The sequence below is a fragment of the Paenibacillus ilasis genome, from assembly GCF_043195395.1.
Taxonomy (GTDB): domain Bacteria; phylum Bacillota; class Bacilli; order Paenibacillales; family Paenibacillaceae; genus Paenibacillus_AQ; species Paenibacillus_AQ lautus.
The window spans coordinates 251,365-266,078 of the sequence record NZ_JBHDJG010000002.1; the positions used below are offsets into that span (position 1 = coordinate 251,365).

Genomic DNA, 14,714 nt, shown 5'->3' on the forward strand with positions numbered 1-14,714 from the left:
ATAGTGAAACGGGCACCCATAGGGGTGTCTTTTTTATGGAACGTGCAAACGAAACAGTCTAAAGGTCAAAAAAGGTCAAATCGAAAGATCGAAACAAATTCATTCGGTAAATCGGCTGATAATACGCTATTTTAGTCCAATTTTCTTCATAATCGGTTTTGGCATTTATGCGTTGCAGGCATATAATAAAGGCGTAAGGTCAAATAAGGTCAAAGAGGAAAGGGGATATTCATGATGTTTGATTTGATGCCATTTGGAAAGCGCAGAGAGGATGCCTTCGGACAACTGATGAAGTCATTTCATGATGCCTTTAACGACGCTTTTCCTGATGATGTATTCGCGCCGTTCAAGGGTTCGATGATGTCGTTTAAGACGGACGTCAAGGAGACGGAGCACGCTTATCTGGTTGAGGCGGAGCTGCCCGGTTTTCGCAAGGAAGACATCGAAATCAGCTACGCTGACCCTTACTTAACGATCAAAGCCGTGCGCAAGGAAGATCAGAGCGTGGAGGATACGAACCAGCACATGGTCCGCAAGGAGCGCCGTTACGGCGAGTATGTGCGCAGATTTTACGTTCAGAACATAGCCGAGGACCAAATCGACGCTTCCCTGAAGGATGGAGTCCTTAAGCTTGAAATACCAAAAAAGCCTGACCCTGGTAAGAAACGCATCCAGATCCGGGATGAAATCTAATAAACATGCCCTCCGATCCAAAAGGTCGGGGGTTATTTTTTTGTGTTTTCTTAGTCATAAATTTACATATATGCCAATGAATTTCGGCAAATGAAACCTATCGGGAGTATATAGGGTATTATAAGTTAAATGTAAACTTTTCGAGGGGGCACTCATGGTGGGAATCTTATCGAGGTTTAAGGATGTTATGAAGGTGAATGTGAACGCACTGTTGGATCGGACCGAAGATCCGGAGAAAACAGTTGATACTTATATGCGTAGCTTGAATGCGGACTTGGGAAAGGTAAAAGCAGAGACGGCTTCGGTGCTCTCGGATGAGCGAAGAGCGAAGCGGGCGCTTGATGAGTGCAATGCCGAGATCAAGAAGCTGCAGCGATATGCAGAGAAGGCCGTGGAAGCCGGAAATGAGGACGATGCCCTGAAGTTCCTGGAGAGAAAAGCAGCGCAGGCCGAGAAGCTGAACGACCTGCAGGCAGCCCACGAATCGGCTTCCGCAAACGCCGTCAGGATGAAACAAATGCAGGAAAAGCTGGTGTCGGATATGAGCCAGCTGGAAGCTCGCTATGCCGAGCTGAAAGGGAAGATGGCGGCAGCCAAAACCCAGCAGGAGCTGAATTCCGGCCGTTCCTCCTTGGGCAGTGCCAATGCGGCATTCCATACTATGGAGGAGAAAGCGAGCCGTGCTTTGGATGAAGCGGAGGCCCTGGCTGAACTTCGTGCCGGAGCTAAGGAAGACGATCTTGACGATTTGATCGCCGAGTTGGAGAAGAACATGGGCAAGGACGGAGCTGCCCCGACTTCGCCTCCTAATGCCGAGGATGAACTGGAAGCGATCAAAGAAAAGCTGAACAAGAAGGAGTAACTATTTCATTGTTATCGAGGTGAGCAAATGCCGGTAATTGAATACAAATGTCCGAACTGCGGCAGCGGCATGGTTTTTGACGGCGATACGGGAATGTTGTCTTGCCCCAGCTGCGGAAGAAAAGATAACATCGAGGAAATCCCCGACCCGCTGAAGAAGCAGGTGTTCGCGGAAGATGAGGTAAAGGAGTACCATTGCAACAGCTGCGGAGCCGTGATCGTGACCGAGCCGGAGACCAGCGCCACGACCTGCAGCTTCTGCGGATCGGCCGTCGTGCTCAGCGACCGGTTGAGCGGCGAGCTGGCACCGGTGAAGGTCATCCCTTTTTCGATTACGAAGGAAGAGGCGATGAAGGCGTTCAAGAAATGGTGCCGGAACGGCCTGTTGACGCCAAGCGGATTTATGACAGCGGACCGGATCAAGGGCATCACCGGGATCTACGTCCCCTTCTGGCTGTATGAGCTCCATAATCGGGTTGAGGTTCATGGCCAGGGCACCAAGGTGAGAACTTACACGCAAGGAGATTACCAGTACACGGAGACCGAGCATTTCGACATCTACCGGAAGATTCGCTTGAATTATGTGAAGGTGCCGATCGATGCTTCGGAGAAAATGAACGATGAGCTGATGGATAAGCTGGAGCCTTTTCCCTATCAGCAGCTGAAGGAATTCAAGACGCCGTATCTCGCCGGGTACATAGCGGAAAAATACAGCCATGACGACGAGCAGCTTCTTCCGCGCGCTAAGGAAAAGATCAGCTCCTTCATTGATTCGTATATTTCGTCGGCGGTCTCAGGATACACGACCGTGAGTTATACCAACAAACGGATCGACACCACCAAGAAACAGGCCGATTACGTTCTCCTTCCGGTATGGATGGTGCACTATGATTACAACAAATCGGAGTATACGTTTGCGATGAACGGCCAGACGGGCAAGGTGGTCGGCAAGCCGCCGATCAGCAAAGCGAAGGTGGCCGGGTGGTTTGCGGGCATTTCGGGCGTCTCCTTGTTATCCTTGAAGCTAATCTCATGGGCAATGGGGGGAGGGTTCCTGTGAGAAGACGATATGCGTTATGGACGGTCTTATTTTTACTGACGGTATATTTGGTAGCGCCCTCCGGGATCGTCAAAGCTGCGGATGACAAGCCATTGATCTTTGACGAAGCGAATCTGCTCAGTCCGGAAGAACGCCATGAGCTGAATGCGATGGCCATTGAGTATGGCGCTGAACGCGAGACGGATTTCATGATACTTACGGTTAACCGTGTTGAAAATGATGAAGTTGAGACTTGGACGGAAAACTTTTACGATGAGTATGCCCCCGGGTATGATAAGCCGCACGGCAATACGGCTATTTTGACCATAGTAATGGATACCAACGATGTGCATCTGGAAGGTTATTATAAGGCTGAGAAGTATCTCGATTCCGGGAGGCTGACCAAAATACGCAACAAGATTACGCCCGATTTATCGAGCGGTAATTATAAAGAGGCTTTTGAAAAGTACATCAAAACCGCTCATCGGTATATGGGCTTTGAGCCGGACGTGAACCCGGATAATATTATATTTAATCTCTGGTTTCAGCTGGGAGCTGCCGCTGCCATCGGCGCTATCGCCGTGGGTATCATGGCTTTCCGCTCCGGCGGCCGGGTGACGGTCAACAGCCGTACCTATGAGGATGTCAGCACCTCGGGGATCTTAAATCAGCAGGACCGATATATCAGAACGACCGTGACGAAGCGGAAAATAGAGCGCAACACGAGCAGCGGCTCAGGCGGCGGAGGCGGAGGCGGCGTCACCGGCGGCGGCCATTCGCACAGCAGCAGCAGCGGGAAATTTTAATGGGAAGGGATGGAAGCATCAATGGGATTTTTCAAGAATCAATTCTCCAATGTAGTGGAATGGGAAGAGTTTAGAGATGATATGATTTTCTGGAAATGGCGCAACCGGGAGATCAAAAAAGGAAGCAAGCTGGTCATTCGCTCCGGTCAGGATGCGATATTCATCAATAACGGCAAAATCGAAGGGATCTTCGAGGATGAAAGCGTATATAACATCGATTCGGACATCATCCCGTTCTTATCTACCCTCAAGGGATTTAAATTCGGCTTTAACAGCGGTATGCGCGTGGAAGTGCTGTTCGTGAACACCAAGGAATTCACCGTCCGATGGGGCACGCAGAATCCGGTTCTGATTCCGACGCCGCAGCTGCCGGGCGGCATGCCGATCCGCGCCAACGGCACGTTTAATTTTAAAGTGAACGATTACGTAACGCTGATCGACAGGATTGCCGGGATCAAAGAGAGCTACCTTGTGGAGGACGTGAAAATCCGGATCAGTTCGGTGCTCGATCAATTGTTGATGAAGTGGATCAGCAGTGAAGGCAAGGACATGTTTAATCTACAGGCGAATGCTTCCGACATCGCGAGAGGGATTCGGGAAGACCTCGACATGGAAGTGATGGACAACGGGATGACGATTACCGGCTTCCAGGTGATGAGCTTCAATTATCCGAAGGAAATTCAGGATATGATCACGAAGACGGCCTCCCATGAAATGATCGGCAATCTGCAAAAGTACCAGCAGGTCAGCATGACGGACGGGATCGCGTCCGGCAAGGTGAAAGGCGGCGGTGCGGCTTCGGATATGGCAGGCATGATGATGGGGATGAACATGGCCAATGAAATGATGAAAAATATGAATCAGAACCAGGGCCAAAACAATCAAAATCAAAGCCAGCAGTCTCCGGACGCGAAGGAGCCATCCGCCCCAGCAGCCTCGTCCACTTCCGAAGGAAACAAGAAGCCCAATTTCTGCCCGAACTGCGGCGCGAAGAACGAAGGGGCGAACTTCTGTCCGAATTGTGGTCATAAGCTGGGTTGAATTAAAGCCAACAGCACGAATAAATGCGCAACTTTGGGATGGACCTAAAGGTTTTGATGTCACGGTTAAAACGATGCGAACTGCGTTATTTCTTCTATATAAAAGTAAATTTAACTCACGACCCCCTCACTCATAAAGTGAGGGGGCTTTTTTGCTATGAACGCCGTAGCTGAGTTATGTATCTACCTTTCCGCAGGAAGTGGCTCACAACTGGAATGAAGAACAGCCTCCGAGGGCAGGAAGGTGAGTGCTGCAGCGCGAATCTGGAGAAATAGAACTTGACGGACAAATGAGAACTAGGCAAACGGAAAAGGGGTGCATTATGATAGGACATATTGGTCGTAAGAGAACTCCTAAAAACGAAGGGGGACAGGGGGATACTATGTTCAGATCGACATCCTGGCGCATATTTGTGATAAGCGGCATCTTTTTTGCAATGACCATCATACCGTTCTCGTTGTTCCTAGCCAACCGGTTTTCTCATTTCGCATACTCGCAGATGGGGACGTTTAATCAGGACCGCATCGACGAAATGGCGGAGCGGGTCGAGTACATCCTGGCCAAGCTGAAATGGTACAGCCTGACCATGTACGAGGATCATTCCGTGCAAAACTGGATGTATGCTTCAGCCGACAATCTGCTTCAAAATGCCAGCACGATGGGGGTGTTATCTAAATATTTATCTCACGAGCCTTATATTGAAACCGCTTACTTAATCAGCATCCGCAAACGTGAGGTGATCGATGCCAAAGCTGGATTACTTTCGTTCGAGGAATTTGCCGATCAGGCGATGCTGCAGCGGATCGAGCGCACTCCCGGGAATTTCCTCCGCTATTTTGATCATCAGATAGGAAACGACACGTATTTGGCGCTTCAGCTTCCTTCGGCTCCTGTGCAGAAAAACCGTGACGGGTATCTTGTCGTCCTGTTTGACAAGAAAGAGCTGCAGAAGCATTTGATTTCAGGCGACGGAAGGGCGGATACGCTGCTTTCGATCGTGGATGATCGAGGAAGGTTGATTCTGGGCGAATGGGATGAGCGGCTCGAGGAGACCATCGATAACATCCAGACAGGGCAGAACCAGGGGGCCTTCGAAATGAACAGCGCCGGTGGGAAAGCATTCGTCAATTATGCACGGATGGAATCGCCGGAGTGGACCATTATATCCGTCACTGAAATGAAGCAATTCCGCGAAAAGGCCGGGGCGTTCAAAACAGTCATCATCGTCTGCTCGCTCCTGCTGCTCGTGGCGCTGCTCCTGGTCGCCTATTGGAATTCGCGCCGTTTCGTCGGTCCATTCCGCCGACTGGCGGATCAACTGCAGCGGAAGCTGGGCGTGAAGGGGGAGAATGATTACGGTGTCATTGAGCAGGGCGTTGTTATGCTTCGCGATCATTATCCAGTGATCAAGACCGAATATTTGCGGCAATGGCTGCTGCAGGGCAGGCTGAACGATGGCGCCAGAGCGGCGGTTGCGCGCGAATCGTGCCTGCTTGATTATGAGTGGCTTCGGTTGGCTGTGATCAAGATTGATTCCTATTACGAGATATCCGAGCGGTATGATTTCTTCTCTCGCAAGCTGCTCAAGTATGCAATCGGCAATATCGCAGAGGAGCTGCTTGGCACATCAGAACGGCCGATCGAGGTGGTCGATTTTGGCACGGACCATCTGGTCGTGCTGGTTGGCACGGCCAGTTCCCTCCCTGATCCCGAGTTGACCCAAGAGCTCAAGGAGCTTAGCCGTCAAGTCAGCCGTTACGTAAAGCTGGACGTGACGATCGCAGAAAGCGAGGCGCGGCGCGTACATGACGATTTGCGAAAAGTATACGACGACATGAACGAACTGACATTATTCAAGTTTGTCAGCGGTGATGACAAAATCTACGTCGAACAAGACTTTGAACGATATGCCGATTTACAGGCGCCAATCGACTCCGCTGTGCATGAAAGCTTGATCCAGACGATTCGAAGCGGCAAAGAGGAGAAGGTGCTGGCCATGCTGGATGAGGTGTTCACGCGCCTGCAGACGATGAAATATACCGAGTGCCAATTCCAACTGAAGCTGCTTCTGTTTGCGATCGTCAAGTCGTTCAGCAAAGTGATGTCTATCCAGAGTGTTGAAGGGATTGAGCGCCACTTGAGGCAGTTCGCCACGCTTACCGAGGTTCGCGAATGGCTGAAGGAAGAGACCGGGCGGATGATCCGGCAGCTTAGCGACCAAAAGGGATTCAATCGCAAGGAAAAGCTGATTGGGGAAATCATCGAGTACGTCCGCTACCATACCCATGACCCGATGCTGTCGGTAGACGATATCGCTGACCATATCGCTTTGTCGGCCAAATACGTCCGGCAGCTGTTTCACGAACATTATGGCATGCCTCTATCGAATTTCATCTTGAACGAGCGGCTCGGGAAGGTTAAGGAGCTGCTGGAGCAGACCAGCATGCAGATCACCGAAATTGCAGAGCAGTCCGGTTTTCAGACCAAAAGCCACTTTTTCACCGCATTTAAAAAAGCGACCGGCATGACGCCGAGTCAATACCGCGACAGCAAGGCGGACGAGCGGATGGAGCGGACGCGGCAGATAGCCGGGAACTCTGCGAATTAGAAAGGCCAGCGAGCGATCGAGAACCGGCCAGACCAATAACAACCGGCCGAACGCTCGCGAATCGGCCGCGCGAGAACCGAATCCGGCCAATGAGAACTAGGCAAGCAGCAGCCGTGAATGCTACGATGGCTCCGTTCAAATTCTGCAAGCCGCACAAGAAAGGAGGGACGCTCTTTGGAGCGACGTAGAAGGTTCGGCGGGTCGTTTGTGCGCGAGCTGTCGCGGAACCGGTATTTGTACTTGCTGGCGCTGCCCGGCATTGCGTTTCTGGTCGTATTTGCTTATATGCCCATGGCCGGGCATCTGCTCGCCTTCCAGGATTACCGGCTATCCGATGGAATATGGGGGAGCGAATGGGTCGGATTTAAAAACTTCGAGTTTTTCTTCAATGGGAAAGACTGGCTGCGAGTGACGCTGAATACCGTTTTCCTGAATGCACTGTTTCTCGTAACCGGCCTCGGCAGCGCGGTCGTGCTGGCTATCTTTCTGAACGAAATCCGTAACAGGCTTTTCAAGCGAATCACGCAATCGTTTATTTTTTTACCGTATTTCATTTCTTGGCTTGTCGTCAGCATGATGACGTTGACGCTATTCAGCACATCCGAGGGGCTCATTAACCGCGCGCTTGCCGCCCTTGGCTACGAAGGAGTGGACTGGTATTTGACGCCTGGCGTATGGCCGTATATCTTAACCGTCATTAGCGCCTGGAAGATGGCCGGCTATAATTCCATTATTTTTTTGGCCGTCATTACGGGCATCTCCTCGGAATATTACGAGAGCGCCCGAATAGAAGGCGCGAGCCGGATGCAGCAGATGCTCTACATAACGCTGCCGTTGATGCGGCCGACCGTGATGATATTGGCGCTGCTTGGCATTGGCCGTATTTTCTACGGCGATTTCGGCATGATTTACGCGATCATCGGAGATAACGGCATACTCTTTCCAACGACAGATGTCATCGATACGTATGCGTTTCGTGCGCTGAGGCAGCTGGGGAATTTCAGCATGTCCGCTGCCGTTGTCGTGTACCAGTCCTGCATGGGGCTTGTCACGATTCTGATCTTCAATGCGATCGCGCGCAAGGTGGACGCAGATTCAAGACTATTCTAAAAGGAAGGTTGGGCGAGTTGGCATGAGGCCGGATTCGGGCTTCCGATCGCTGTTGTTCCCGAATCGTTATGATCGTATAGGCTCGTTAAGCGGATACGATTCGGGAACAAAGGCGACCACTTGCGTTTCTCCAGCTCCGAACCGGCCCTTTGCTTCAGTCCCAACCAGTTAAGGTGTGATCGAAGTGAGAGAACGGTTGTTTCTTGTTTTGATGTACGCGGTGCTGGGCGCTTTTGCGCTGTTTTGCTTCATTCCGTTCTGGATTGTGTTCATCAACTCGTTCGCCGATGAATCGCTTTTGCAGACGGCGGGGTACCAGTTGCTGCCGAGCAAATTCAGCCTCCATGCGTACAAATTTCTGCTTTCCGGCAAGCAGGTGTTTCTAAGCTACGGCATTACGATTATCGTGACGATCGCCGGCACGGCGCTGGGCGTACTCTTGACAGCTGCCTATGCGTACACGCTGAGCCACCGGAAAGTGAAGTACCGCAATATTTTATCGTTTCTAACCTTCCTGACGATGCTGTTCGGCGCAGGACTTGTCGGCTTTTACATGCTGATCGCCAACTGGCTGCAGCTGAAAGACTCGGTGTGGGCGCTCATTTTGCCCTATCTGCTTAATCCGTTCTATGCCTTCATTCTTGTCTCTTACTACCGGACGCTGCCGTATGAATTGAATGAAGCTGCGACTGTGGACGGCGCCAATGATCTCTATATTTTCTTTCGCATCATCTGGCCGATTTCGCTGCCTGTTATCGCCACGGTGAGCCTGTTTTACGCGCTGCAATATTGGAACGACTGGTACTTGTCATTGCTGTTTATCGACAATCACAAAATGCTGCCGCTGCAGATGATGATCCGCCAGCTTATGTCCAATTTGAATGTTATGGCTTATGTGAGCGGGAGCCAGACGCAGTACAACGTCGTCGTGCCGACCTATGGCATGCAGCTGGCGATCGTCTGCGTTACCATCGGCCCGATCGTGTTCGTCTATCCGTTCATACAGCGCTTCTTTATTAAAGGTTTGACGCTTGGTTCGGTAAAAGGGTAGAGCGGCAAACGTGAAGGCGTTTGGCCGGTTCGAGCTTTCAACCGCTGTTGTTTATGAACCGGCTCATCCGTCTGTTTTCTCTATTATTGATTCAGGGGGAAGGAACCATGAAAAGATTATTGTCCATCGCGCTTGTGTTATTGATCGCGCTCGTCGCGATTGCCGGTTGTTTGGGCAAGAACGAAGGGGAAGGGAAGGCGCCTGGGCCGTCGGGTCAAACTGGAGACAGCGCCGGCGGTGACGCCAAACTTGAAGAGGTGACCCTGAAAATCATGATTCCCGGTGATCGGCCGTCGGATATGGATTTGGTCATCGCCGAAGCAGAAAAGCGAATGAAGGATACGATCAACGTCAAACTCGACGTCGTCTTCGTACCCTGGTCCGATCTGGCGCAAAAGACACAGGTGACGCTTGCTTCCGGCGAAAACATCGATCTCATTTTCGATGCGCCATGGCTGCATATCAACCAAATGATCGCTAACGGATTCTATGAGCCACTGGACGACCTGTTGGCCCAGTACGGCCAAACGGTGCTCGAAAAACGGCCGAGGCAAATGTGGGATTACAACAAGTACGGCGGCAAAATTATGGCCGTTCCGCTCGGCGTCAGCTACATGTCCGGCAATTCCTACATGGTACGCAAAGATATTCGCGAGAAGCTCGGCGTACCGCCGATTAAAACCTATGAAGATTTGATCGCTTTCGCCTACAAGGTGAAAGAGCAGGAGAAAGGCATCATCCCGATGACCGCAGGCTCCGGCACTTATTCATTTGTCGCTCACCATGCGCTGAACGATTACGAAACCCATGTCAGACCGACCCACGCTCTGGGCAACAGCCTGATGCTCTATTACAAGAACAATGACGGCAAAGTTTACAATTTGCTGGAGGATCGGGAGCCGATCGGAACGTGGCTGGCGAACACGCGCAAATGGTTTACTGACGGTCTGATTTTCAAGGACATTTTGACGACAAAAGATTTTCATCAGCCGATCTCGGCAGGCAAAGTGGCAATCGTCACGAACGGCGCGTTCGGCATCGGCGATTCCCTCAAGAACACGTTAAAGAACAATGTGCCGGACAGCGAGCTGGAGACGGTCACCTTCTTTAATCCGGAGAAGGGCGCGAACATCACCGACTTCAAACAGTGGAACTTTCTGGCCGTTCCGAAGGTAAGCAAGAATAAGGAGCGGGCGATTATGTTCCTGAACTGGGCGAATGAGAAGGAAAACTACGACCTGCTTTCTTACGGAATCGAAGGGAAGCATTGGGAAGCGGTAGGCGACGACAAAATGAAAACCCTGGATACATCCGGCTACTCTGCTTTCGGCTATGTTTGGCTGTGGAATCCCGTCGATGAGCGGAGTGATGTGAAGGGCGAGAATGAGGAGTTGAACGCTGTGCTTAAGGATGCCGACATGTTCACGACCGATATTTTGGCCGGCTTCGAATTTGACAGTACCCCGGTGCAAAACGAGGTCAGCCAGTACAATACAGTCGATGGGCAATACTACACGGCGCTGTTCAACGGGGTTATCGATCCGGACGAGACATTGAAGAAATTTGAAGCGGAAGCCGGCCCTGCCCTCAAAAAAATTCAGCAGGAACTGCAAAAGCAGATTGATGAGTTCCTGGCGGCAAAGGCGAAGTAGACCAGAATCGCCTGAACACTGATAAACCGAAGTTTGCTTATCCATGCTTCCGATCGCCCGAAGTGCGGAGTGTTTGGCTGCGCTGCACTACTGCTGTTGCCCACTGGAAACTTCGTGCCGCGGCACTGGATGCGGCGGTGACGGCTTCCTCTTAAGGAGGAAGCCGATCTTATACGCTTTGCTGCTTGCTTATGGCGGAATTCGCGAAAGGGGGGATTAAAATCTAGCGTTCACCCGGAACAGAAATAAGGGTTTAAAGCTTTTGATATTTCTGTACTCGAGAATAAACAAAAGGAGCTGGCCTTGATGAATTTGAATAAAAAATGGTTATCCGTATTAATGGCAGCCGTATTACTACTGACTCCGCTCTCTGCGGTTCAGGCGAAATCGCTTGTTCCGGATGTGACCGTCCTGCAGGCGGCAGGTGCAGACCAGATGGAAGCAGGAAAGAATACAGGTCATCCACAGGTCGAACTAGATCCACAGACGGATGCTGGTGAACCGGCAGCGGAACAGGCACCACAAGCAATAGACGAAAATCAAGCGGCAGCATCTTCGGCAGTGCAGGAGACGCAATTTCGCAATCTCGCGGCAGGCCTTCCGTATGAATGGTCTGAAGCTCCGGAAGCTTCGCATTCCGATGACGGATACAAGCTTACGGACGGAACATACGGCGCATTGGATATGAACGACCCGGCATGGGTAGGACATCTGCGCGGAAAGGCTCGCGAAGTCGTGTTCGATCTCGGTGAGGAAAAGTCAATTGGAAAGATCACGGCTAATTTCTTTCAAGATTTTCCTGCGAATTCGATTCTCGTGCCGCTGTCGGTATCGATGTATGTCTCCGACGATAAGGAAAATTGGGGGCTGCTTTCCCATAACGCTACGCAGCTTCTGTGGGGAGAAGGACCGCCCAGACAGGAGACCTTTGAATGGGATGGCAGCCGGGATGGAATCAAAGGCGGGAATACGGATGGCAAGCTGGCTTATGCCCGTTATGTGAAGGTGACCTTTTATATGCATCCTACACAGTGGGAATATATTGACGAAATCGAAATTATGGGTATGGACGGCAAGATTGAAGGGGCGGTAATGGTTCCTGCCGAGCAGCCTCGTTTTTTGGAGCCGGGGGAAGCTACGGCCGGGATCCGGAATCTGAATCTGTTTTATAACGGACAATATGCGAATGGTTTGGGCGATTGGAAAAAGGAACGGATTATCCCTAATATCAGTTATGTAAATAAAGACGGCGAGCCGGTCGATTGGCTTTATGACGGCGTTCTATATCTCGGGATTGCTTCGCCTGCCGGTCGCGATTTCGGTCAGGGACAAACGAACCTGGACGATTGGAAATGGTATTTGGATAAAACATTTGCAGCCACGGGCGATATGCAGCAGTTGAATGAGGCTGCCAAGGAAGTTGGGGCCAAGCTGAAACAGCCCGATCATCAAGTCAAGGTTGTGTTAATGATTCCGAATCCAGGGGAATCCTTAACCAATTTTGGCGACATTGACGGTAGCGGTTCCTTAAATTTCAACGACTCCGTCGTAGGCAAAGAAAAAGCGTCTGAAAACAGAGGAAAAGCGGTGCAGTGGTGGCTGGACCAGGCCCAGCAAAGATGGCAGGCTGCCAACTACTCGAATCTTGAGCTTGTCGGCATGTACTGGATGCCGGAACAAATCGACATATCCGAATCGGGACCGGACATAGCTCGCATGGTGTCGGATAAAGTGCACGCCATGAACATGAAGGTTTTCTGGATTCCACACTCCTATGCTTACAAAATGTTTATGTGGAAAGACGTAGGGTTCGATGCCGCGGCGCTTCAGCCTAACTATTTCTTTGGCGGAATGGATTCCGACCGTCTGGACGATGCTACGGATACTGCAAAGCGATACGGAATGGGGAACGAAGTTGAATTTGATGACGGAATGCTGACAGATCCCGTACTTCGTCAGCGTTTTGTTGAATACTTAGACAGCGGCGTCAGATCCGGTCTGATGCAAAATGGCTTCAGAGCTCACTATCAAGGCAATAATGCAGTCTACAACTTAGGGGTAAGCAAGGATCCAAGTTTGCGTTTAATGTATGACTGGCTGTACCAGTATTTGAACGGAACATACGCTATCGATAGCAGCCCGGCGCCGGAGACGATGGCGGAGGTTGTACAGCGTTATGTCGCATCGAACGAAATCAAGCCGGCTTTTGGTAATGATTTGACGTATCGATTGCAGACCATCAAGCTTCTTTTGGACGATAACAAGCCGAAGGAAGCCGTGACGTATATGCAGGATTTTCTCGCGCACATTCACGACCCGGCTGTCCAAGCGCAAGGGTTGATTTCGGTCCCGGCCGCAACGGTGCTTGATTCCTACGCCCAAGTTCTCATTCATACCTGGTCTGACGGAGGGGGACTCAGCAATCTGGTTCTTGGCCAAAGCTATACAATTTCACAGCAGCCTAACAGCAACTATCCCGATTCCGGGAACGAACTTACGGACGGCCGATTCGGCGGGACGGATTACCGCACCGAGCAGTGGCAGGCCCATGCGGGAAGCGACTACCCTGACGATCGAAGCCGCACCATCATATTTGATTTGGGCGGCAACAAATCGATCGGGGCAATTAGAGCCCATTTTCTTCAGGATAAAGGACCCGGCATCTATTTTCCTCCGAACGTTACTTTTTCCGTTTCATCTGACGGCCAATCCTGGAGCACGCTGGCAACCGTTTCTCCGCCACCGGCACAGGATGCTGCCTCGGCCGAGTTCGTGGGTTGGAGCGGGATAACAGACGGTGTGCCGGGGGAATCGGGAGCCGATAAAGTGTCTGCCCGCTACGTTAAAGTGGAATTCCCGGTCAACGTCTGGGTCTTCCTTGATGAAATCGATGTTCTTGGCATTGACGGCCATGCGGGGGGTGGCACTGCAATCGACGGCGCAAGAGCCGTGGTGGATGCCGCTGCGAAGAAATTGACGATCGACGGTCTGGTCGTGAACGGCAGTCAGTCCCAAGTGAATTTGAAAATACTCGATTCGAAAGGGAAAGTTCGGTACGAAGGCCAGACGACCAGTACGGAAACGGGAAGTTTCCAATTCACGATCAAGCTTACCGGTAATTTAAAAGGAACCTGCGACGCCTATCTGTCCATGGAAGGAATGTCGGAACCCGTTAAGATTTCATTCGAGTACAATAAAAAGGACTGATGGGTTATTTCCGGCACGCGCTCAGATTTCTGCGGCATATGGTCTGATTCCATGATGTTGATTTAGGATGAGGACGTTCTAATTCTGCCGCGCCATGATGCATGATCATGTTTTGTAAAAAAGCCATGGAAGCAGCGTTATTTCCACGCTGCTTCCATGGCTTTACTTTCGAATCGTTCTTGATGACCGTTTGATAAATATGTGGTGCATCCCGGTGTTTATGACACGTTTAATATAATGAAGGAGCGTAATTAGCCAGGGGCGAGAAGAAAAGAATCGTGAGCGAATGACAATAACGATTAAAGATATTGCGAAGAAGGTAGGGGTAAGCAATCCTACGGTGGGCGATTGCGCTGCTGCAAGTGGTTGAATTAATCCATGAGATTGCTACGAAGGTTGGGAAGAAAACTACCAAATTGACACCATATGAATTTATTGGATTGAGTCTTAATTCCCATGAGTGAAGTCATAGGGAATTTTTTTGTTTATACGCAAAAACACTAAAAGATTGACAAAATACAGTGGATAGTAAACACTTAAGATAACTTAATATCCAAATTGAGGAATCTATTTTAGCAAATATTGCCGATTATTAGTGAAAATTAATATTTTTTTACCTAAAATATGAATCCTTTAGAAATATTTA

General features: G+C 50.6%; 10 protein-coding genes. All 10 read left to right on the forward strand.

Going from position 1 to position 14,714, the window contains the following annotated elements; all coding sequences use genetic code 11:
- The first annotated feature begins 234 nt into the window (after positions 1–234).
- The 10 genes from ACETK5_RS21365 to ACETK5_RS21410 all read left to right on the forward strand — a co-directional run bounded on the left by ACETK5_RS21365 (position 235) and on the right by ACETK5_RS21410 (position 14,068).
- Positions 235–693, forward strand: coding sequence for an Hsp20/alpha crystallin family protein (locus ACETK5_RS21365; RefSeq protein ID WP_394057725.1), 459 nt, complete (start codon positions 235–237; stop codon positions 691–693).
- A gap of 157 nt (positions 694–850) precedes the next feature.
- The gene (locus ACETK5_RS21370; RefSeq protein WP_394058329.1) at positions 851–1,555 is read left to right on the forward strand and encodes a PspA/IM30 family protein; all 705 of its coding nucleotides are present in this window, start codon (positions 851–853) and stop codon (positions 1,553–1,555) included.
- Positions 1,556–1,582: 27 nt separating this feature from the next.
- On the forward strand, positions 1,583–2,614 hold the full coding sequence (locus ACETK5_RS21375) for a TFIIB-type zinc ribbon-containing protein (protein ID WP_009593950.1): 1,032 nt from the start codon (positions 1,583–1,585) through the stop codon (positions 2,612–2,614).
- A complete protein-coding gene (locus ACETK5_RS21380) occupies positions 2,611–3,399 on the forward strand; it encodes a TPM domain-containing protein (protein ID WP_394057728.1) in 789 nt (262 codons plus the stop codon). Before ACETK5_RS21375 ends, ACETK5_RS21380 begins: the two co-directional genes overlap by 4 nt.
- 21 nt (positions 3,400–3,420) lie before the next feature.
- Positions 3,421–4,440, forward strand: a complete 1,020-nt coding sequence (locus ACETK5_RS21385) for an SPFH domain-containing protein (RefSeq protein ID WP_394058331.1) — start codon at positions 3,421–3,423, stop codon at positions 4,438–4,440.
- A gap of 382 nt (positions 4,441–4,822) precedes the next feature.
- Positions 4,823–7,048 (forward strand): AraC family transcriptional regulator, encoded by a 2,226-nt coding sequence (locus ACETK5_RS21390; RefSeq protein ID WP_394057730.1) that lies wholly within the window; start codon positions 4,823–4,825, stop codon positions 7,046–7,048.
- Between the two features lie 174 nt (positions 7,049–7,222).
- Positions 7,223–8,158 (forward strand): ABC transporter permease, encoded by a 936-nt coding sequence (locus ACETK5_RS21395; RefSeq protein ID WP_326111659.1) that lies wholly within the window; start codon positions 7,223–7,225, stop codon positions 8,156–8,158.
- A 184-nt stretch (positions 8,159–8,342) separates the two neighbouring features.
- Complete coding sequence (locus ACETK5_RS21400) at positions 8,343–9,209, forward strand: carbohydrate ABC transporter permease (RefSeq protein WP_192570017.1); 867 nt, start codon at positions 8,343–8,345, stop codon at positions 9,207–9,209.
- Between the two features lie 107 nt (positions 9,210–9,316).
- Entirely contained in the window at positions 9,317–10,861 is a 1,545-nt protein-coding gene (locus ACETK5_RS21405; protein ID WP_394057733.1) for an extracellular solute-binding protein, read from the forward strand.
- Positions 10,862–11,167: 306 nt separating this feature from the next.
- The gene (locus ACETK5_RS21410; protein WP_394057735.1) at positions 11,168–14,068 is read left to right on the forward strand and encodes a DUF4855 domain-containing protein; all 2,901 of its coding nucleotides are present in this window, start codon (positions 11,168–11,170) and stop codon (positions 14,066–14,068) included.
- Positions 14,069–14,714: the final 646 nt, after the last annotated feature.